We start from the raw sequence: 22,087 nt of genomic DNA on the forward strand, positions 1-22,087 counted from the left end.
TCTAATGGGGACAGTTCCGTACAGATAAAAATTAAGGGAAACGTATAATGAAAAAAATTATGTTTTTAATACTTTCAATAGCCGCTTTGCTTGTAAATGTATCATGCACGACTGATGCTGTTGATGAAGGCAATTATGCAGTTATTACTCTATGCCAGGGAACGGAAGATGATGTATATACATTTACTCTTCCGTATGCCGGACAGAAGAAAATATATGCATCTACCGGTAAGGCAAGTTCTGATGCTTCTCTTACGGCATACCGCATAAAGGCAGCCAATGGTTATGAGGATGAAGGTCAGGGATATCAGACTCTGGAAATTGAGTTTGTTCCATCTCAGACAGATGAACAGGGAAATACTGTTGATCCCTATATGATTGTAACTATGTATAATTTCCTGCATCAGAATTCAAGTACATCTGATGTCCCTGAACAGAGAAATTTTACAATTACAAAGGATAATCTTTTTTCATCAGCAAACTATAAAAAGGCATCTGCAGAAGACGGAACTCTTTTCCTTTCATGGTTTGTAGATGAAGAAAATGCCGTTAATCCTGATTCTGCCTATACGAGTCAGAACTCTACCGTTCAGCGCTACCGTATTAAGGGAGTTGAGTTTAAGTCGACAATCATTAATTCTGGTCTGGAGGAATAAATGAAAAAAATACTTAAGATTTTTACAGCTGCTCTGTTTGTTCTTGTTTCTTCTGCCGGACTTTTTTCATGTAAAGAAGAAGTTGAAAATATTCAGGCTTATCCGGGACCTCTTGTTAAGCGCAGAAGTGATCCGAGTGTGGTAAAGCATGCAGACGGAAAGTATTATCTTGTTCATACTTATGATTACGGCAGCTGGAGCGAAATAAAAATAAGAAGTGCGGTTTCAATTTACAGGCTTAGAAGTTCTTCGGATGAAAAAACTATAATAAGTTCATCTACTGCTACAGATGGTGCAGTTCCATACGGATATTTCTTTGGACCTGAATTGAAATTTATAGAAGGTCAGTGGTTCCTTTTCTTTACTGCCAGCGAATCTTCTTCTTCGTCATGGACTCAGAGACCTTTTGTTGCCGTGTGTGATGACTCAGATCCTGTAAACGGTACCTGGAAAATTCTTGGAAAAATTCAGGGTGTAAAGGAATCAGAGTTTCATGACTATAATAATGCCATCGAGACTTATTCTTTAGGTCCGACAGTTTTTGAATATGACGGACAGTGGTATTTTATGTATGCCGGTAGAGTCGAAGACGGTAATGTAAAATTTGATGAAGATCAGATTGCTGACGGAAGCCTTACTGTTAACGGTAAAGTATATGAAGATCTTTCAAAATCTACGATGACTTCATATGGCACAGCCAATACTAATGCAGAGACTTCTGTAAACTGGCAGTGTATTTTTATCGGAAAAACTTCACCGTCTGACTTTACAAAAGTTACAGAACTGACGATTGTAAGTGTTCCGGAATATGACTGGGAATGCGGTATATACAGTAAGCATTGCGACAATAAGTTTAATAATACTGATGATGCACCTCAGGCACTTATTCACGGTAATGACCTGTTTGTAGTATTCAGTGCCAGTGACATTGATGAAAGTTACTGTATGGGAATCATGAAGTGTACTGATAAGTCAAATCTTCTCAGCATGAGCAGCTGGAATAAGTCTTCAGCACCTGTATTTGAAAGTGATTCCTCATATCAGACTTACGGGCCAGGTTCCTGCAGTTTTACCACAGACGATGGATATGATGTAATGTTCTATAGTGCACGCTTACAGTACGGATTGAATCTTACATCAACAGGTACCACCGGAACGGATGCCTATGCAGATAAAAACCGCGGTGTTTATGCAAAGGCCTTTACCTGGAAAAGCAACGGTTATCCTGATTTTGGACGGGCAGGGGGAAAAGATTAAGTTTTTTTCTAATTGAGTTGCCGGGATGCATTCTCCTGATTGAACATATAAGTTCTGTTATGGAGAATGCATTTTTTTTTATTTTTGCCATCAGCCTTGAAAACGTTTTCAAAAATGTTATACTGTACATAAGGAAGTTTATCGAACATATAAAAAGGAACATTATTATGGTAGAAATTAATGAAAAAGTTGTGATTGACGGAAAAGAGACCGGTATTATTTCCGGTTCCATTCATTATTTCCGTGTTGTACCTGAATACTGGCAGGATCGTCTTGAAAAGCTTAAGAATATGGGCTGCAATACTGTAGAAACCTACATTCCATGGAATTTTCATGAAGAAAAAAAAGGGCAGTTTAACTGGAAGGGCGGTCATGATGTATTTAAGTTTATAGAACTTGCTTCAAAACTGGGACTTTACGTCATTATCCGTCCTTCTCCTTATATCTGTGCTGAATGGGAATTTGGAGGCCTTCCTTACTGGCTTCTTAAAGAAAGAGGAATGAGGCTTCGCTGCAGCTATAAACCTTATCTTGATGCAATAAAATCTTATTATGAAGAACTTATTCCCCGTCTTGTACCTTATCAGCATGATAAAGGCGGCAATATAATTTTATTCCAGATAGAAAATGAATACGGCTATTATGGAACCGATCACGAATACATGAAGTTTCTGGCAGATACCATGCGTTCTCTTGGTGTAACACAGCCTTTTGTTACTTCAGATGGTCCATGGGTGGAAGCTTCCTTCAAGAATGGAATGGTAAAAGGTGCCTGGTCTACAGGAAACTTTGGTTCGCAGGTAGAGACTCAGTTTAATACCATGGAAAAATACACAGGCGGCAATAAGGCTAAGATGTGTATGGAATTCTGGTGCGGATGGTTTGATGCCTGGGGTGAACCTCATCATACTTCAGACCTTGAACAGAATAAAAAAGACCTGGCAGATGTTATAAAGACCGGACATGTTAATTTCTATATGTTTGAAGGCGGTACTAACTTCGGGTATACGGCAGGCCGCAACTTCGGTGTAAAAAATGCCGACATAACTTCTTATGACTATGATGCAATTCTTACAGAAGACGGACAGATTACTCCTAAATACGAAGCATTTAAGAAGATTATTTCAGAAAGCCGTAAAATTGAAGAAGTTCCTCTCTCAACAAAAATCTGCCGCAAGGCATATGGTGAATTAAAATGCACTGGCAGGGCAGATCTTTTTACTGTCCTTGATGACATTAGTACTAAAATTTCTTCTCCATACCCTCTTACTATGGAAGATATTGATCAGAGCGGAGGATATATTCTTTATAGAACCCGTCTTCCGGAATATGAAAAGGCCCTCAGTATAAAATTTGACCGCGCCGGAGACAGGGTAAATGTATTTGAAAACCAGAAGCCTCTGTTTGCAGTTGCCCTTGAAGAAATGAAAGAAGCCTTTAAGCGGGAAGATGCTCCTGCAGGTTCTGTAGTAGACATGCTCTTTGAGAACTATGGCCGCGTAAACTTCGGACCTGCCCTTGAAACACAGCGCAAGGGAATTGAAGGCTATATGATTCTTAATGATCACCTTCAGCACGGATATGACATATATTCTCTTCCGCTTGATGAAAAGCAGCTTTCTAAGATTGATTTTGCAAAAGGATTTAATGAAGGCTGTCCTGCATTCTATAAATATGAATTTGAGGCTGATGAACTTTGTGATACCTTCCTTGAAGCAAAAGGATTTGAAAAGGGGGTTGCCTTTGTAAACGGCTTTAATCTTGGCCGTTACTGGAATATTGGACCTCAGAAGAGGCTTTATATACCGGCACCGCTTCTTAAAAAAGGAAAAAACACCATTATCATATTTGATACGGAAGGAAAAGAAGGAACTGTTTCTCTGGAAGACAGTTTAATATGGTAGAAAATTGTTGAAAAAAAAGGGGATGACCAATAAGTTTAAAAAATGTCATTTTCGGGCTGTCAACAACTTTTTATAAGTGTCATTTTCGGGCCCGACCCGAAAATCCCTCTGCATGAGATTGCCGCATCAAGTGCGGCAATGACAGGGTGTCGAGCACGGCAATGACTCATACTGAACGCTACGCCACATTCGCACACACATTCGTAGCAGGTGCGTGCGAATGTGGCGTAGCGTTCGGAATGACACTAGGATGTAAACTTATTGGTCATCCCCTCCTGCTGTATTCTAAAAGTTTATATTTCTATTGCTATGCGGGTACCTGCTGTAGCGGTATTTCTTGCATAAACCGAGGCTGCGTTTCTGTACGGGTTTGAGAATCCGTCTATCTGTTTCCTCAGCTGGGAAAGGTGACTCTTTAAGAGAATCCTGTTCTTTTCATTCTGTGTAATGACTTTCTGCTGAAGGGAAGCAAGTTCTTTCTGAATTGTTTCTACCGGAACTGCATCTTCCATACTGTAGAAGCTTCTTTCTTTTTCGTACATTGTCTTAAGCGGAACAATCACTTTCTGTAATGAACAGATGCTTGAAACTATCTGTCCTTCAAGTTCCGTATGGTTCATCAGAGACTGTGCGTCTTCGGTGTAAATCTTTGCTTCCTGATGCTCAAGTACATTCAGGTATTCTGCAAATTTTGCCCTCTGCTGTTCAAGCAGGGTCCTGAATCTTCTGAGAACTGCAATTCTTTCGTTTAGTTCTTCCTGACTAAGTTTCTGCATAAACTGCCTCCCGTTATTTGATTTATGTCAGCCCTGAATGTTTAACGAACTGTGCTGCGGACCTGAATTTTGGGTATTTGCCGTTGAAGATGCGGCGGTTTCCCATGACTGGTGAAGGTCAGAAAGCATTTTCCGTATCGAACTGAGTTTTTCTTTATCATGAGAAATGCTGGCATCCAGAATTTCTTTGTTGAAGTATATGTACAGGGACATAAGGTTTTTTGCAATTTCTCCTCCCTTATCCATGTCAAGGCTTACTTCAAGTTCCGTTATTATATCCATTACTTTCTGAAGATGATTTCCAAAGTTTTCAATCTGTTTTGCCGGAATTTTATTGTTTCCGTCTATAAGGGCAATTGCCTTGTCCAGATGAGATACGGCACCTTCATAGAGCATTACGACCAGTTTTCCCTGACTTGCAGTCTTTACTCCTACTGATTTATAAGCGTTATATCCGCCGTAAGGATTTGTATATGCCATGATTCACCTCTGTTATATTCTGTTTTTAAGATTATCGGTTTTTTTTAATTCAGGTTTAGTTTTTTATCGAATTTATTTTGTAAAAATAGTTTCCACACAAGACAAAAAAATGCTTATATTGTATATTGATGATACTTTCGTTAGTGTAGGTGTGTATGAGCGAAAACAATAAAAAAGAAGATGATAACCGCAGGGAAAATGATCCGTATGATTTTTTTAAGCTGGATCCGGGTCCAGGCGGAAATAATAACGATAAAAAAACTCCTGACGGAAAGAAAAAGGTACCTTTCTGGGGAATTCTTCTTATAATTCTTGGAATTCTTGTAATCGTAAACCTTGTTTTTACGGACAGGGATGAAGGTAAGGAAGTTTCTTTCTCAGAATTCAGGTCTAAGATACTTTCAGGTGAAATTATAGAAATCGAGATGGGAGAAAATACTTTTGTAGGGTATACGGCAGAAGCTGCCTCGTCAAAGTCTGGCGGGGGTCTGTTTTCTGCTGCATCTTCCAGAGGAATATACAGGACGAGAGGTGTTTTAAGGGACAGTTTCCTTGATCAGCTTGATGCTCAGGGAGTTAAATATTCCTTCATAAAGCCTCAGAATAACTATTTCCTTCAGCTGCTTCTTAATCTTGCAGTTCCTTTCGGATTCCTTCTGCTTATGTATTTCTTCTTTTTCCGCAAGATGGGCGGCGGCGGTGTTGGCGGCATGTCTATCTTCGGTGGCGGCGGTAAGACTAAAGCTGTTGACGAAGGTAAAGTTAAAACTCGTTTTGCTGATGTAGCCGGTGTTGATGAAGCAAAGGAAGAACTTGTTGAAGTTGTAGATTTCCTTAAGGAACCAAAAAAATATACTGAAATCGGCGGTAAAATTCCTAAGGGTGTTCTTCTTGTCGGACCTCCGGGAACAGGTAAAACCCTTCTTGCCCGTGCAGTTGCAGGTGAGGCAGGTGTTCCGTTTTTCAGGATAAGCGGTTCTGATTTCGTGGAAATGTTTGTCGGTGTAGGTGCATCAAGAGTTCGTGATTTGTTCCGTGCTGCAAGGGAAAAGGCACCGTGCATTATTTTTATTGATGAACTTGATGCAATCGGTAAAAGCCGCGTAAATAATCTTGGCGGTAATGATGAACGGGAACAGACACTTAATCAGCTTCTTGTAGAAATGGATGGATTTGACAATGAGAAGGGGCTTATCCTTCTTGCGGCTACAAACCGTGCTGACATTCTGGATCCTGCTCTTTTAAGGCCTGGCCGTTTTGACAGACAGGTTCCGGTAGAGCGTCCTGACGTAAAGGGTCGTGAAGCAATTCTGAAGATTCATGCAAAGAATGTAAAACTTGATGATGATGTAGATTTCGTTTCCGTTGCTCATGGTACCTCAGGATTTGCAGGAGCTGATCTTGCAAACGTTATAAATGAGGCAGCCCTTCTGGCAGTTCGTAATGGACGTAAGAAGGTCTGCATGGAAGATCTTAACGAAGCTATTGATAAGGTAAGCATCGGTCTTAAGAAAAAGACTCGCCGTGATAACATTAAGGAACGCAGGCTTGTTGCATTCCATGAAACCGGGCATGCCCTTGTAGGAGCCTTTACGCCTGATTATCCTCCGGTAAATAAAATAACTGTAGTACCTCGCTCAAGGGGAGTAGGCGGTTTTACCCAGTACCGGGAGGAAGAAGAAAGGTTCTTCCGTACGAAGCGGGATATGCTTAATGAAATAGACACATGTCTTGGCGGACGTGCTGCTGAACAGATAATGCTGGGAGAAATTTCGACCGGTGCTTCAAATGACATTCAGAGGGCAACCGACATTATTCATGACATGATAACTGTCTACGGTATGAGTGAACGCTTCAAGAACGTTACTCTCGGAAAGAGGGGCGGCGGTTATGCTGCGGAGCCAACGCTTGTAAGGGAGTTCTCTGAAGAAACACAGAAGTATATTGATGATGAAATTGCTTCCATGATGGATGAGCGCTATAACTACGTTCTTAACCTTCTTGGAAAACATAAAGACCTTCTTGAGTATATTGCAAACCGTCTTCTTGAAATAGAGACGATGGACGGTAAGGAATTTTACGAGATTGTTAATGCAGAGAAAAACTGCGTTAAAACGGAGGTGTCAGCTGATTCCGGTGAGAAGAAGTCTGTACGCACAAAGAAAGTGTCGGCAGCTTCTGATGAACCGAAGAAAACTGTCCGCCGTACGAGAAAGGCTAAGACTGAGGAATGATTGTGAGCACTTACGGGCTTTGTGTCTGTAAGTGCTTTTTTTTATCAGGTATCATTCGGTGATTTATAAGAAATTTTACTTCCAAATGAAAAGTAAAATCTGTATAATTCATCGAAAATTATATAATTTTCATAAGGGGTCCATAAAATGGCTTACTTCTACGAAGAACCTTCGCACACTTTTGGTGAGTATCTCCTGGTTCCAGGTTATACTTCTGCAGACTGCATTCCGGATAATGTTTCCCTGAGAACGCCTGTTGTCCGCTTTAACAAAAAAGCAGGTGAACAGTCTCCTCTTTACATGAACATTCCGCTTACAAGCGCTGTAATGCAGTCAGTTTCTGATGATAAAATGGCAATTTCCCTTGCTAAGGAAGGGGGAATCAGTTTTATCTACGGATCCCAGACAATTCAGGATCAGGCAGCAATGGTTGCCCGTGTTAAGTCTTATAAGGCCGGTTTTGTTACTTCCGATTCAAATATCCGCCCGGATCAGACTCTTGAAGAAGTCGTTGCCCTTATAGAAAAAACAGGACATTCTACTATTGCCGTAACGGAAGACGGCTCTGCTCACGGAAAACTTGCCGGAATCATAACAGAAAGGGATTTCCGCATTGATCATGTTCCTGCCAATTCAAAAGTAAGTGAATACATGACACCGTTCAAGGATTTGATTACAGGTCAGGACGGTATTTCTTTAAGCGATGCAAATGATCTTATCTGGGCTCATAAAGTTAATCAGCTTCCTGTAATTGATAAAAATAACTGCCTTGTTTCAATGGTTTTCAGAAAGGATTTTGACAGCCATCAGACATATCCGAAGGAACTTCTTGACAGTCAGCACCGTTATATTGTTGGAGCCGGAATCAACACCCGTGATTACATGGAACGCGTGCCTGCTCTTCTTGAGGCCGGTGTTGATATCATGACCCTTGATTCTTCAGAAGGATTTTCTGAATGGCAGAGAAAGGCTCTTAACGATATTCATTCAAAATGGCCTGAAGCAAAGGTTGGTGCCGGTAATGTTGTTGATGCAGAAGGATTCCGTTTCCTTGCAGAAGCCGGTGCAGATTTCGTAAAGATAGGAATCGGCGGCGGTTCAATCTGTATTACAAGAGAACAGAAAGGTATCGGCCGCGGTCAGGCAACTGCTACTATTGAGGTAGCAAAAGCCCGTGATGAATACTATAAGGAAACCGGTATTTATGTTCCTATCTGCTCAGACGGTGGAATTGTACATGACTATCATATGACCCTTGCCCTTGCCATGGGTGCTGATTTTATCATGCTCGGACGTTATTTTGCACGCTTTGATGAATCTCCTACAAACAAACTTATCGTAAACGGTAATTACGTAAAAGAATACTGGGGAGAAGGAAGCAACCGTGCCCGTAACTGGCAGCGTTATGATCTTGGCGGTAAAAAAGGCATGGCTTTTGAAGAAGGCGTTGATTCATATGTTCCTTATGCAGGACATCTTCATGACGGTGTAAACATGAGTATGAGTAAGGTTATTCATACAATGTGTAACTGCGGTGCCCTTACTATTCCGGAACTTCAGGAAAAGGCAAAGATTACTCTTGTAAGTTCAACTACAATCAGTGAAGGTAGTGCACACGACGTTGTGGTAAAAAATACAAGCATTAATTCGTAATGCTTTATGAAATATATTTTTAAAACTGCTGCGGTTTGTGCCGTGGCAGAATTTCTGAACTTTCTTTCAGTTTTTATTTTTTACGAGACTTTACATCTTCCTCTTTTTATGGACACGATTTTTACAGTTGCAGTTGTGTTCTATGCAGGACTTGTTCCGGGCCTGATCGTTGCAGCAGGATATAATATTTTTGATTCATTCATAGCAGTTTTATACGGATATCCGTTCAGCGCTTTTACGATGCTTTTTTCTTTGTGCGGAATTTCAATCGCATTTATTACATGGCTTTTTGCCCGTAACAAAAGTGAATTTAAAATTTCACCGGCCATTACGTTTTTGTATCTTCTGCTGATTGTATTTATTACTTCGTTCTGTTCGGTTTTTATAAGCGGAATTATTGATTACTATAAATATACGCATTTCAATCTTCCGGATATGGTTGCGCCTGTTAAAAATTTTACGATGAGTTTTCTTTCTCAGAAATTCAGTCTTTTTGCAAGCTGCATTTTGGGGCAGGTTCCGGTTTCGTTTTCAGACAGGCTTATTACAACTTTTGCAGGCTTTGGAGTTTATAAACTTGCAGTCCGCTTTTTTGGAGAGATCAATAACTGATGAAAGAAGTTTTTAATATTGCCCGCTCGTATGCATCTGTTGAAGAAGAAGTTGAATGGCTTCGTTCGATTCTTCAAGGTTACACAACATTTTTTCTGATTTTTGATTTTGTGTTTTTTGCTGTAGCCGTTACTGCGATTATTCTTGCAATCAATTTTTTAAAATCGCGTGAGCAGTTTAAAAAAAGTCACAGCTATTTGCGTTATGTAATTCAGGGGCAGGAAGAAGAACGAAGCCGTATTTCACGTGAACTTCATGATACGGTTGCACAGGATTTGCGCTGGTGTAAAAATGTTCTTGAAAAACAGAATGCAGATGAATTAAAAAAAATTTCAGAAGTCGTTTCAAAAACTTTGAAAATGGTAAGAAGTTTGAGTTTGAATCTTGCGCCTCCAGATATTATAAAAAATGATTTTCATGCAAATGTTTTAAATTTGTGTCAGAATTTTTCGGAATTGAATAAAGTTGAATTCCGTCTTACAGTTATGTCTGAACTTGATACAAAATTTCTTTCTGCCGATGAAAATCTTAATCTTTATAGAATCGTTCAGGAAGCGCTTACAAATATTCAAAAGCATGCAGAGGCTTCTGAAGTTACGGTTTTAATCCGTAATGAACTTGACTATGAAGCAGAAGGGCTTTATGTTTTCATAACTGATGATGGAAAAGGATTTGATGTTTCTAAAGTAGAAGGCCGCGGTTCAGACTGCACTCACTTTGGAATAACCGGCATGAAAGAAAGAGCCGAACTGATTGGTGCACAATTAGAAATCAGTAGCGTTGCAGGTGAAGGTACCTGTATTCAGATTGTAAAACTGAAGGAATCTTTGTGATGAAAAAGATAAATTATTTTGTAACGGAAGATCACTCCCTTACAAATCTTGGAATAAGACAGTTCTTTATTAACTTTAAGGAATTTGAATGTGCGGGATTTGCTTCTACAAAAGAAGAGACATTTTCAAAACTAGAAAGTTTAAAAGGAAACCTTCAGCTTTTGATTCTTGATTTGAATCTTGGAAATGAAAGCGGACTTGATGTTTTGAAGGAAGTAAAAAAAATTATTCCCGGATTAAAAGTTCTCGTGTATTCAATGTTTACAAATCCCGGAATTGTTTCGCTTGCACTGGAATACGGTGCTGACGGTTTTGTCTGTAAGGACGGTTCTGAAGATGAACTTATAAAAGCAGCACGTGAAATTATAAACGGAAAACTTTTTATTCATCAGAATCTTGCAGCTTCACTTTACACATATTCAAATCTTTTGCAGAGTCTTACAAAACAGGAACAGACAATCTTTAAAAAAATCATTGAGCGTAAAAATAATTTTCAGATTTCAGAAGAATTAAATCTTTCCATCCGCAGTGTAGAAAATTATATGAGCCGCATTTATTCTAAACTCGGCTGCCGTGGTCACGAAGAAATAATCTCTCACTTTGGATAATTTCCTGCCATATCTCTAAAAATTTGTTTGTGAAATTTTCACAACTTTTCTGTGTGTTGATACTGACTACAAAAAAGAAATTGTCTTATATAATTCTCCGTAGAAAATTTATGTTTTTTTTTTATAAGGAGATTTTATGAAACATTTAAAAAAGGCAGTAAACTTTTTTTTATTGTTTTTAACTGCAGTTTTTATTTCATTTTTTGTGTCATGTTCGTCAGATGGAGACGGTAAAGGTTCGTATGAACCTTCTCCTGAGGGTGAGTATAAATGCCGGGTAACTTTTTACCCTGATGACGGTTCTGAGTATTTTGAACAGGAAGTTGTGCAAGGTGACTATGTTGTAGAACCAGAGTATGTGCCGCATAAAGCCGGTTATGTTTTTTTAGGCTGGGCTGAATGGGATATGGAAAAAAACTGTGTCAGTGATACGCTTTTTGATTTTAAGAATACTCCTGCTACAGACTTTTTTTTAATTTTATATGCAAAATGGAGAGTAAAAGATGGTACTTATAGAATAACTTTTGATTATAATGGCGGAACTAAGTATGATGAAACAAGTAAAGTTGTATCTGTTAAAGAAGATTATGCGTTACAGTACCTGCCTGATGAACCTGTAAAAAATTATTATTCTTTTGGCGGATGGTTTTTAAATCTTGGTGAAGAAAATGAATGTGAATTTACACTTGAAACAGTTATTACTGATGATATCACTGTAAAGGCAAAATGGATTGTAAAGGAATATGTTCTTGAATTTCTTTCTGACGGCACAGAAAATGCAGAAAAGGAAGATATTATTTTTACTGTAGAAAAGCCTGTTATAATTCCAGAATGTACATTCGAAGTTCCTGATAATCATTATTTTGCAGGCTGGTCTACAAGTGATTCAGGAACCAGAAGCAGTATAGGGTTTGGAGCTGGAAAAGAAGTAAAAGAACTTAGTGATCTAGACTACTGGGAAAATTATGACTGCACTTTAATAAAAATTTATGCGGTGTTCCTTCCGTATGTAAGTCATAATATTATTTATAATGATATTCCTTCTGATTCTGCTGCACCGTCCAGAACATCGTTCTTTGAAAATGAAGATGTTGAACTCGAACCAATTGAACGTTACGGTTATATTTTTATAGGATGGAGTGGGGGAATTGAAGGCTGGAAGGCTTATGAACAGACAGAAGATATTGTTCTTTCTCCAATCTGGAAACTTAAAAGTGAATATGAAGTAACAGTAGAAGACGCATTTGATGTAATTGAAAAATTGCCGGAGTGTAATATTTATACAATTAAAATTTCTGGTGAAATTACAGAAGACTTTCTGACAGAGTTTTCAAAAGCTGTAGTAGACAGTTCGAAGGTGTCAGAATTAAATCTTGATTTAAGAAAGGCAACCGGTTTAACAGTAATGGATCCTTCTATTTCAGATAATGTTATGCTTCAGAATAACAAAAAATTAGGCTCTCTTGTTCTTCCGGATGTACTTGAAGAGTTAGGTGGTTTTGCTCTTTATAACTGTTCAAATTTTAACAGTATAACAGTTCCTGAAAACTACAGGGGCAATTTTATTTCTGCATTAAAGTTTTCTTCTTCTCGTGTCCTTTCTAACATCATTGTTGATGAAAAAAATACAAGGTATGCTACTGTTGATGGAGTTCTTTATTCAAAAGATTTAAAAATTATTTATTTATGGCCTGCTGCAAAAGCAAAGCTTGAAATTGAGATTCCGGAAGGTGTTGAAGAAATAGACTCTTATGCATTCTGGAAATGTGTTGACCTTTATGAGGTAATTATTCCTTCTTCTGTTAAAAAGATTTGTAGCGATGCTTTTGGAGATTGTCATAACCTTTGTAAAGTTACTTTTAAAGATCCTTACAGCTGGTTTGAAACTGAAAACTTTAGCTATGATTATTATAACCAATGGAAATCTAGCGATTGTCTGACAAAAGAAGAACTGGAAAAAGCTGATAATTATCATGCAAAAAGTGATTTGGATTTATCTTTCCGCTTTCATAATAAATATCTTTATAAACATCAGATTGACGTAACTGCAGAAAATGCACTTTCTGAAATTACAAAGGATAAACTTGTTGCGACTGTAACTATAAAAGTACGCGGACGTATAACAACAGATTTCCTTAATGATTTAACGGCTTTAATTAGAGATTTTAACTTATCTAGTGTAAAAATTAATCTTGATTTAAGTGCAATAACCGGTATTACTGAATTAGAAGCTGTTTCGGGTAAAAGTCTGTTTGCCGGATGGGATATTACAGACGTAGTATTGCCTGCCGGAATAAAAACAATTAGTAAAAATGCTTTTTATCAATGCTGGAGACTTGAGCGAGTTGTTATTCCGTCGGAACTTGAAAGTATAGGGGAATTTGCATTCTTAGAGTGTAGGTTACTTAAAAATATTGAAATTCCTGACAGTGTAAAAGTTATAGAACAGGGAGCTTTTAAAGAAACTGGTCTGACTTCTTTTAACCTGCCGGCTTCTCTTGAAACTTTTTCGGGTAGTGCCTTGAATTACATGGATAACCTTGAATCGGTTTCTATCAGTTCTTCAGCAAAAAATTTTATTGTTAAGAATAATGCCGTTTATTCAGAGGATGAAAAAACTCTTGTTGCGTATCCGGTAACTGGAACTGAATTTACCATACCAAATGGAACTCAGATAATCGGTGAATATGCTTTTACAGATTCAAAAATTACTTCTATTGTTATTCCTTCAACTGTAAAAACTATAGGCCATGCAGCATTTTCTGAGTGCGAGTCTCTTACAAAAATTTTAATTCCAGCTTCTGTAACAGAAATTGGAGATTGGGCTTTTAGCTCTTCAGGTCTTACTGAAATTTCTTTCGAAGATCCTGAAAACTGGTATAAGCAAATGAATTTTGGGTCAGGTAGTGGTGATGGTACTCTGTCTGGCTGGCAAAACTTCGGAGATGTATCACCGGAAGATATTGTTAAAGCTGAAAAGTGGGATCAATCTGGTCTAGATGGTTTAAAACCGTACCGTCTTAGAAAACATGGAGTTGAATACTGATTTTTATAATGCATGATGCATTCTGCGTTATATAACTTTTTTTTAAGGAGTGTTTAAATGAAAATGAGTAAATCTGTAAAACTTTTTGCAATGTTGGTTGCAGCAGTTTTTTCAATGTCAAGTTGTAGAGGTAAAGAATCAGCTGGAAGTAAACCTGATTTTTCTAAACCGAATCCTGAATCAGATTTTGAATTTAGTCTGATAAGAAACGGTACCGCTATAAGCATTGATTACTATAGTGGAAAATCAAAAAATGTTGTTGTTCCGTCTGAAATACAGGGCTGCCCTGTTGTGAAGTTTGCTCCGGATGAATGGCCTGAAATAGAAAATCTTGTAATTTCAGAAGGTGTTGAAGTCGTTCGTGTTTATTCTGAAATATTGAAATATATAAAACTTCCTTCGTCGTTAAAGTTTATCACTCTTCGCTCTGATGTTCTTGAGTCTGTTGATATTCCTGAAGGCGTTTTGTTTGTTGATTTTGGACGTACACCTCTTAAATCAGTTAAACTTCCTGAAAGCCTTGTTGGTATAGCTGATCGTGCTTTTGAAAAGTCAAATCTTAAATCTATTACAATGCCTGAAGGATTAAAATATTTAGGAAATAAGGCCTTTGAGGATTGTGATAAACTTGAAGAAATAAATGTTCCGGAAGGATTCAATCCGTTCTTTGTATGTACTGATTCTTCCTGGTTTGGAATACACAGCGAAAAAACTTTTGAAGATGTCTTTACAGGTGAAAAAATAAAAAAGACTGTTGCACTTCAAAAACTGTTAAAACGTGAATTCAGGGATTATGAAAGCTCTGCTAATGATGAGTTTAAAGAATTCTATTATTCACAATACGAGTAGCCATAATCTGATAATGCTGAGTTTAAAAAATTCTATTATTCTTTTTGGGCTGACTAGATAATTTAATTTAATTGCAAAAGGCTGCCTGTAAAATTCAGCATATATGGAGGTTTTGACAGATTTAACCGCCATGTACTGAATTTTTCAGACAGCCTTTTTTTTAACGTTAGCGAATGACTTTATTTTATAAACTGCCCCTATGGTCAAATTGAGCGAAAAGTGGTAGGATTTGCCAAGTTGCAATTACCGGATAATAAGGCATAAAATGCATATTGGGAGTAAAAAATGAAAGTTGTAATTATCGGTGCACAATGGGGCGATGAAGGAAAAGGTAAGATTGTTGATTACCTTGCAGAAAATGCAAAGTACGTTGTACGTTATTCGGGCGGTCCAAATGCAGGACACACAATCGTAGTAGACGGAAAACAGTTTGCCCTCCATCAGGTACCAAGCGGAATCCTTTATTCAGATAAAAAAGTTTATCTTGGCGCAGGCATGGTTATTGATCCTGAGAAACTCTTTAAGGAACTGGATATGCTTAAAGAAAACGGAATCAATTGGGAAGGCCGTGTATTTATTTCTGACCGTGCACAGCTTATTCTTCCAAAGTACCGTCAGATGGATAAAGACCGGGATTCTCAGAGAAAGCGTCCAATCGGAACTACAGGAAGCGGTATCGGTATTGCCTATTCAGAAAAATCCCATAGAGACGGACTCCGTCTTGCAGACCTTGACTGGGAAGAAAAGATGGCAGAATTTGACGGCGAAGATAAGGAATATCTTGATAAATACAAGGATAAGCTTATTGAAATGCGCGTAGACCTTACAAAAGTAATGTGGGAAGTACGCAAAGAAAACATTCTTTTTGAAGGTGCCCAGGGTGCAATGCTTGATATTGATTCAGGAACTTATCCTTATGTATCTTCCGGAGCAAGCTGTGCTGCAGGTGCCGCAACTGGATGCGGAATCGGACCTCATGATCTTGATAAGATTCTCGGTGTATTTAAGGCTTATCAGACTCGTGTCGGAAACGGACCTATGCCTACTGAGTTTAACAACGAAAGTGAAGGCGAACTCTGCCAGTACGTACGTGATACAGGCCGTGAATATGGAGTAACAACAGGACGTGCCCGCCGCTGCGGTTACCTTGATCTTGTAGCTCTCCGCTATGCATGCCGTACAAACAGTCTTGACGGTCTTGTTCTTACTCACCTTGATATTTATGATGCAATGGAACAGATTGAAGCCTGTGTAGCTTATGACATTGACGGAAAAATCGTTACAGATTTCCCTGCAAATGTTGACCAGATGAACAGGGCAAAACCTATTCTTGAAAAATTCAAGGGATGGAAGAAACCTCTTAAAGAAATCAAGAGTTATAAAAAACTTCCTAAGGAAGCCCGTGACTATATCGAATTCATTGAAGAATATACGGGAGTACCTGTAACAATCGTTTCTGTAGGATATGAACGGGATGAAACCTTTATCCGTTCAAACCCATGGAAAAAATAAACAAATAAACCTGCTGTTTTTTAAGTTTTTATAAAAGGCTCCTGCCGTGAGGTGTCACGTAAAGTGCATTTAATGGCAGGAGTTTTTTTTATAATTCTTCAAGAAGCTCTTCGCTTTCTGTCTGCTGTGCCTTAAAAGAAGAATCTCTTTTTGCAATTATGACCGTTATGTCATCATCTATCTTGGAATCTTTTGTAAAGTCTTTTACGTGATCTTTTATTATGGAAAGAATCTCAGCTGATGTTTTATTACTGTTCTGTCTGACAATCTGCATCAGATCTCCGGTGCCGTACTGTTCACCCTTACTGTTGTTAAGTTCAGAAATTCCGTCCGTAAACAATACGAGTATATCCCCGTCTTTCATCGTAAAGTTTGACTGGGCAAAAGATACCTGTATTCCTGACATTCCTATTGCACCGTAATGGTCTTTCCCGTCATTGCCTTTAAGTTCGTAAATTTCTTTATTTTCCGCACTGTATTTAAGGGGGTAGGGATGCCCTGCATTGCCGAGTTCAGCCCTGCAGAAACCTCCTCTCCTGTCTTCATTAAACCGGCATAAAAGCCCGGTCATGTAATTCTGAATATCGCCCTTTTCTTTTATTATAAGAGTATTAATCTCTGAAAGAATTTTACTTGCCGGCACTTTATTCCTGAATCCTTTCTGGAAAACTCCTGAGATAATGTTTTTTGAAAGCATTGTAACAAGACTTGCAGAAAGACCGTGTCCTGAAACATCAAAAATCGAAAGGCCGTTGAGAACATTGTTATAAGTAAAGTAGTCGTAAAAATCTCCTGACACTTTTGAAAGCGGTTCATACCAGGTGTTTATATCCCAGTTTTTAAGATTCTGTGCAGGATGAGAAAAGAAGTTTTTCTGAACGATGGAAGCCATTTCCAGGTCCGTTACAAGACGTTTCTTGTCTTTTTCCAGCTGTTCATTCAGGTCGTTGAGCCTGTCATTGGCTGTTTTTAATTCACTGGTTCGTGAATCAACTTCTTCCTGAAGGTGATTTGTAAGCCTCTGGTTCCGTTTATAGGTTCTGGAGAATCTGATTGCCAGCATTATTATGAATATGATTGTTGTTACTGACCATCCGAAAATTGAATAATAGGGATAGACTTCACTTTCATCACTTTTACGTGCGATTACGTCGATTAAGGAAGCTGTTATAAAAGGAATCATGGCAAGAATGAAATACAGGGTCTGTGCCCGTCTTTCTTTTTTAATGAATAGTTTGATTATATAAATTATTGCGGTAAGAATCTGAATGAACAGCAGTGCAAGCATGTATGGTGCAATTTTAATAAGTCCGTTGTAGGAAGGTATGCCTGCTGTCAGCAGAGTCTGAAATGTAAGAATTGATATTCTGAAAATCCTTAAGGGAAGTGAGAAGCTTTTGTGATGAAAATCAACGGCAAATGCAGTTGCAAAATAAACCATAAAGTATACCGGAATGCACAGGGTAAACTTTGTAAACAGAAGGAATGGAATTATTCCTCCGGTATAAACAGGGAGTTCTGTTGCAAAGAATATGAGTACGAACATTGCGGTAAAAATATTCAGAAACGCAAAGTCTTTGAATTCCCTGAAGTCTTTCGCACTGAGGTAGAAGCACATGTACAGGATGAAAGTAAGCAAAAGTGAGCCGGTAAGGGGCATGTAGATTTTGGTATGATGAAAATTTATAACTTCAAAAGCAGGATAGGCAAATCTTGCCGGCTGTATGAATGAATGGCTGGAAATGCCGCTTTTTCCCTGAGCGTATATCTTTATTAAAATAGTATTCTGCCCTTCCTGTTTAAGCACGTTTAATGGAAAACTGAAAAAGTGAGCCTTGAATAATGTTGACTGCTCGTTTGGAGGAAAGTTTCCGTACTGCGAAATGAAGCTTCCGTTACAGTAAACCTGTCCGGCAAACCTGAGGTAGGGTATGACCAGACCCAGCGGCTGGTTCCTGAAGTATTCCGGGATTTCAAACTGCGCCATGACCCATACATACCGTGAACCCGGACCAAGAACATTCAGAAGGTTGGACGTTGATTTGTCTTCAAGTTTCTTAAAGTCTGCAAAATGTTTCATTGCATCACCGGGGGTAGAACCGGCATCTGCTTCCCAGTACCAGAATGAATCTCCGAGAGTAATCTTCGGCTCCTGATTAGGTTCGCAGGAACACAGGATAAAAAGTGACGCAATAAGCGACAGAATGTACAGTATTTTGTTATTTTTATTCTGCAGGCTTTTCATATAAACTATTTTATCACGGAAAAACAGTTTTTATAATTGAAGATTTGTTCTTTTTTACATAACTTTTCGTTTTTATTAAAAAAAAAGGGCTGTCCAAAAAGTTGTCATTCCGAACTCGTTTCGGAATCTATGCACTATATCTAGTGTAGATGCTGAATCAAGTTCAGCATGACAATACTTATTGGTCATCCCCTTTCTTCAAAAAGATGTATCAATAAAAATTAGTGATCTTTTCTTTCTGACTGACGTCTCTTGTTCAAGAGTTTGCGTTCAAGAGTTGTCTTTTTCTGGTGATTAGTAGCAGAAGGTTTAACGAAGTATTCGCGCTTTTTGTATTCGCGGATGATGCCTTCCTTTTCAACCATGCGCTTGAAACGTTTGATTGCCTTTTCAAGGTTCTCATTGTCGTCAACACTGATTGTAGCCATGTATATTCACCTCCTCTTTCCGGTAGTTCCGTAGAAAGTATGCCCATTTTACAGAAAAAAAAATAAAATTCCAAGGCTTTTTAGTTAAAAAATTTTGGTTTTACCGCTTTTTTTATGGTAAAAATAGTGAAGATAAAAAAAAATTACTTGTCTTTACTTTTGATTGAGCGTAAAATTAACCTTATGAGCAAGATAAAAGGATTAAAGGTGCCTGTATTCCTGGCATCTGATGACAATTATGCGCCGTTTCTGGCTGTTACGTTAAAATCAATTTTTGAACATGCATCTCCTGAAAACTTTTATGAGATAATAATTCTTTCAACAGACCTCTCAAAGGAAAATGAAGAAAAGATTATTGCCTTAAAGACAGACAATTCTTCAATCCGGTTTGTTTCAATGAAGGAACAGGTAGAAAAAATAAAGTCTATTTTTCCAATCAGGGATTATTATTCAATCGAAACCTATTACCGCATCTTTATTGCGGATTTGTTCCCTCAGTACGATAAGGTGGTTTATCTTGACTGTGACGTGGTAACTCTTGTTGATATCGCAGACATGTACCGCGTCCGTCTTGGAAACAAGCTGGTTGCTGCAGCTCATGAGGATGTTGCTGATATTCTTGAAATTTACCGTAAGTACATCCGTTATGCCCTTGACTGTAATCCGAAAAAATATTTCAGTGCCGGAATTCTTTTAATGAATACAAAACTTTTCAGAAAAGAACAGTTTGCAAAGAAATTCATTAACCTCATGTCAAAGTATACCTTCAGAATCACTCAGGATGAGGACTATCTCAATGTACTTTGTAAAGGAAGAATCCGTAAACTGGATTTGGGATGGAACAGGGGAGCATTCCCTCTCGGTTCTTTTGATGAAAAAGAACTGAAGATTATTCACTATAAGCTTAACTGGAAGCCGTGGAAGGTTGATGATGCCAGCTATCAGGAGCATTTCTGGAACTATGTGGAAAAAACTCCATATAAGGAAGAAATTCTTCGTAAGAAGAGTGAGTATACTGATGAAAGAAAACAGAAAGATGCTTCGGATTTCCAGAGGCTTCTCTGCTGGGTAGCAGAAGATGCAGAGGATCCTAATAATTACCGTAATGCAGAAGTTATGAAGGGATTCCGCAAGATTCGCCGTAATGTGCTTCATGTTATGGGAAAGGTTTCTTATGTAGGCCGTTTTTTCATGTATGTTGGCCGTTCTATTTTCCGTACTGCATAAGGTAAGAGGCTTGGTTTTATGGAACAGATAGAAAAGGATAAGGGAAGACTGGAAGTTCTTGCCAGAATTGAGGAATTCGAAAAGGCTGGCCGTTTTAACGAGGATGTTGAACAGGATCCTCCTACGATTCCCCTTACGCCGGATAAGGTAGATTATCTTGGGAAGAAGCTTTCGTCTAAAATAAAGACCAGGATAGTTAATGCCATAGCCCTGCATTTTATAAACAAGATGATTAAGCAGGGATGGCTTGTTATAAAAGAAGTCCGTGGAATTGAAAATTTCAGAAAAATTAAGGCTGGTGGGGCTGTTCTTACCTGTAATCATTTTAATGCCTTTGATAATTTTGCAGTTCTAAAAGCCCTTGAATATGAGCTTAAGCACAGGATTATGTATAAGGTAATCAGGGAAGGCAACTTTACGTCTTTCCCGGGGTTGTATGGCCTTATGTTCAGAAACTGCAATACCCTTCCGTTAAGTCAGAATAAAAGCACTATGCGCAAGTTTCTTGAAAGTGTTGATATCCTGCTGAAGAGGGGAGAAAAGATTCTTGTTTATGCGGAACAGGGAATGTGGTGGAATTATCGTAAGCCCCGTCCGCTTACAAACGGAGCCTTTCATTTTGCAGTAAAAAACAATGTTCCGGTGGTTCCGATCTTTATAACCATGACTGATTCTGACAGAATCGGTCCAGACGGCTTTCCTGTTCAGGAGTATACGATACATATAGGCGAAGCAATTTTTGCTGACAGTTCCAAATCTGCAAAGGATAATGTGGAACTGATGAAGCAGAAAAACTATGACGTATGGAAAAAGGTGTATGAAGATTTTTACGGAATACCTCTTTCCTATGAAAAATAGTTAATTTTCATCATGAATTCTGCCGATATTAGAAAGGTATGAAAATCGGCAGAATTTATTTTAATCATAAAAGACTTTTTCTTGTACTGGCACTGACAGTCACTGTTGCTGCCGTTCCTTTTTTTTCAGCATTTTCTCAGTCTTCTTCCGTGCATAAGGTTGCAAAGGGGGAAACTTTTTATTCAATAAGCAAAAAATACGGTATAACTGTAGATGAACTTTGTTCAGCAAACGGTATTACTAAAAATGACGTTCTTAAAGTAGGTCAGAGCCTTAAGATTCCTTCAGCAAAGACTTCGGGACAGGCTCCGGCACAGAGAAACTATGACATTTATACCGTTCAGAAAGGTGATACCCTTTATCATATTGCCAGAATCAATGGAATTACTGTTGATGAACTGAAGAAACTTAATTCTCTTTCAGATGCTTCTTCTTTGAAAGCTGGTGAAAAACTTAAGATTCCGTCTTCCGCAGCAGAGGTAAAAAATACTGTCCTGCCTGATCTTACTGCCAGTGATCCGAGAAATTATTCTTCCAAAAAGGGAGATTCCAGTCTTGTCTGGCCTGTAAAAAATCCTGTAGTTACTTACATGAAGGGAAAGGTCAGCGGGGTTCAGCTTACGGCCGTTAAAAACGAAAGTGTAACTGCCATACGGGCCGGAACTGTAATGTACGTTGGAAATTACCGGGGCTATGGTCAGGTAGTATTCATACAGGCTAAGTCAGGACATATTTATTCTTATTCAGGGCTTGGATCAATAAAGGTAAAGAAAGGAGACTATGTTGTCTTCGGAGACGTGCTTGGTACTGCCGGAATTGATTCCATAAAAGGAACTCCGCAGATCTGCCTTATGGTTTTCCTTAAGTCTCAGCCGGTTGATCCTGCAAAAGCTCCCCGCGGTTAATTCT

General features: G+C 38.5%; 18 protein-coding genes. 14 read left to right on the forward strand and 4 right to left on the reverse strand.

All coding sequences use genetic code 11. The annotated features are described in order from the left end of the window. Positions 1–59 precede the first annotated feature (59 nt). The 3 genes from HNP77_RS09680 (at position 60) to HNP77_RS09690 (ending at position 3,817) form a co-directional block, all read left to right on the forward strand. Entirely contained in the window at positions 60–656 is a 597-nt protein-coding gene (locus HNP77_RS09680) for a hypothetical protein (protein ID WP_184652989.1), read from the forward strand. Continuing rightward, positions 657–1,913 (forward strand): family 43 glycosylhydrolase, encoded by a 1,257-nt coding sequence (locus HNP77_RS09685; RefSeq protein ID WP_184652990.1) that lies wholly within the window; start codon positions 657–659, stop codon positions 1,911–1,913. A 167-nt stretch (positions 1,914–2,080) separates the two neighbouring features. Further along, positions 2,081–3,817 (forward strand): glycoside hydrolase family 35 protein, encoded by a 1,737-nt coding sequence (locus HNP77_RS09690; protein ID WP_221266571.1) that lies wholly within the window; start codon positions 2,081–2,083, stop codon positions 3,815–3,817. Positions 3,818–4,110: 293 nt separating this feature from the next. Here HNP77_RS09690 and HNP77_RS09695 read toward each other — a convergent pair whose 3' ends face one another. Then, entirely contained in the window at positions 4,111–4,593 is a 483-nt protein-coding gene (locus tag HNP77_RS09695) for a flagellar biosynthesis protein FlgN (RefSeq protein ID WP_184652991.1), read from the reverse strand. 27 nt (positions 4,594–4,620) lie between these two features. Further along, positions 4,621–5,073, reverse strand: a complete 453-nt coding sequence (fliS, locus tag HNP77_RS09700) for a flagellar export chaperone FliS (protein WP_184652992.1) — start codon at positions 5,071–5,073, stop codon at positions 4,621–4,623. A gap of 155 nt (positions 5,074–5,228) precedes the next feature. On the opposite strand from fliS, the gene ftsH reads away from it, so the two are divergent. From ftsH to purA, 8 genes are all read left to right on the forward strand, one after another. Continuing rightward, positions 5,229–7,307: an ATP-dependent zinc metalloprotease FtsH gene (ftsH, locus tag HNP77_RS09705; RefSeq protein ID WP_184652993.1), complete on the forward strand. Its 2,079-nt coding sequence runs from the start codon at positions 5,229–5,231 to the stop codon at positions 7,305–7,307. A gap of 147 nt (positions 7,308–7,454) precedes the next feature. Then, positions 7,455–8,960: an IMP dehydrogenase gene (locus tag HNP77_RS09710; RefSeq protein WP_184652994.1), complete on the forward strand. Its 1,506-nt coding sequence runs from the start codon at positions 7,455–7,457 to the stop codon at positions 8,958–8,960. Positions 8,961–8,966: 6 nt separating this feature from the next. Next, the gene (locus tag HNP77_RS09715) at positions 8,967–9,572 is read left to right on the forward strand and encodes a hypothetical protein (protein ID WP_184652995.1); all 606 of its coding nucleotides are present in this window, start codon (positions 8,967–8,969) and stop codon (positions 9,570–9,572) included. Further along, positions 9,572–10,405, forward strand: a complete 834-nt coding sequence (locus HNP77_RS09720; protein ID WP_184652996.1) for a sensor histidine kinase — start codon at positions 9,572–9,574, stop codon at positions 10,403–10,405. The genes HNP77_RS09715 and HNP77_RS09720 overlap by 1 nt, the downstream gene beginning before the upstream one ends. Further along, on the forward strand, positions 10,405–11,013 hold the full coding sequence (locus tag HNP77_RS09725) for a response regulator (RefSeq protein WP_184652997.1): 609 nt from the start codon (positions 10,405–10,407) through the stop codon (positions 11,011–11,013). Before HNP77_RS09720 ends, HNP77_RS09725 begins: the two co-directional genes overlap by 1 nt. A 136-nt stretch (positions 11,014–11,149) precedes the next feature. Beyond that, positions 11,150–14,059: a leucine-rich repeat protein gene (locus HNP77_RS09730; protein WP_184652998.1), complete on the forward strand. Its 2,910-nt coding sequence runs from the start codon at positions 11,150–11,152 to the stop codon at positions 14,057–14,059. Positions 14,060–14,116: 57 nt separating this feature from the next. Continuing rightward, positions 14,117–14,908, forward strand: coding sequence for a leucine-rich repeat domain-containing protein (locus HNP77_RS09735; protein WP_184652999.1), 792 nt, complete (start codon positions 14,117–14,119; stop codon positions 14,906–14,908). Positions 14,909–15,193: 285 nt separating this feature from the next. After that, complete coding sequence (gene purA / locus HNP77_RS09740) at positions 15,194–16,420, forward strand: adenylosuccinate synthase (protein WP_184653000.1); 1,227 nt, start codon at positions 15,194–15,196, stop codon at positions 16,418–16,420. Positions 16,421–16,508: 88 nt separating this feature from the next. Here the strand turns inward: purA and HNP77_RS09745 are convergent, their stop codons facing one another. Continuing rightward, entirely contained in the window at positions 16,509–18,665 is a 2,157-nt protein-coding gene (locus tag HNP77_RS09745) for a PP2C family protein-serine/threonine phosphatase (protein WP_184653001.1), read from the reverse strand. 221 nt (positions 18,666–18,886) lie between these two features. Then, positions 18,887–19,093 (reverse strand): 30S ribosomal protein S21, encoded by a 207-nt coding sequence (gene rpsU, locus HNP77_RS09750; protein ID WP_184653002.1) that lies wholly within the window; start codon positions 19,091–19,093, stop codon positions 18,887–18,889. A 183-nt stretch (positions 19,094–19,276) separates the two neighbouring features. On the opposite strand from rpsU, the gene HNP77_RS09755 reads away from it, so the two are divergent. Genes HNP77_RS09755 through HNP77_RS09765 form a run of 3 tightly spaced genes read left to right on the forward strand, consistent with a single transcriptional unit; the run spans position 19,277 to position 22,083 of the window. After that, positions 19,277–20,320 carry a glycosyltransferase family 8 protein gene (locus HNP77_RS09755; protein ID WP_184653003.1) on the forward strand — a complete coding sequence of 348 codons (1,044 nt, stop codon included), beginning with the start codon at positions 19,277–19,279 and terminating at the stop codon, positions 20,318–20,320. 18 nt (positions 20,321–20,338) lie between these two features. Next, positions 20,339–21,178, forward strand: coding sequence for a lysophospholipid acyltransferase family protein (locus HNP77_RS09760; RefSeq protein ID WP_184653004.1), 840 nt, complete (start codon positions 20,339–20,341; stop codon positions 21,176–21,178). A gap of 38 nt (positions 21,179–21,216) precedes the next feature. Beyond that, the gene (locus tag HNP77_RS09765) at positions 21,217–22,083 is read left to right on the forward strand and encodes a M23 family metallopeptidase (protein WP_184653005.1); all 867 of its coding nucleotides are present in this window, start codon (positions 21,217–21,219) and stop codon (positions 22,081–22,083) included. Positions 22,084–22,087 lie beyond the last annotated feature (4 nt).

Source organism: Treponema rectale (genome assembly GCF_014202035.1).
Classification (GTDB): Bacteria; Spirochaetota; Spirochaetia; order Treponematales; family Treponemataceae; genus Treponema_D; species Treponema_D rectale.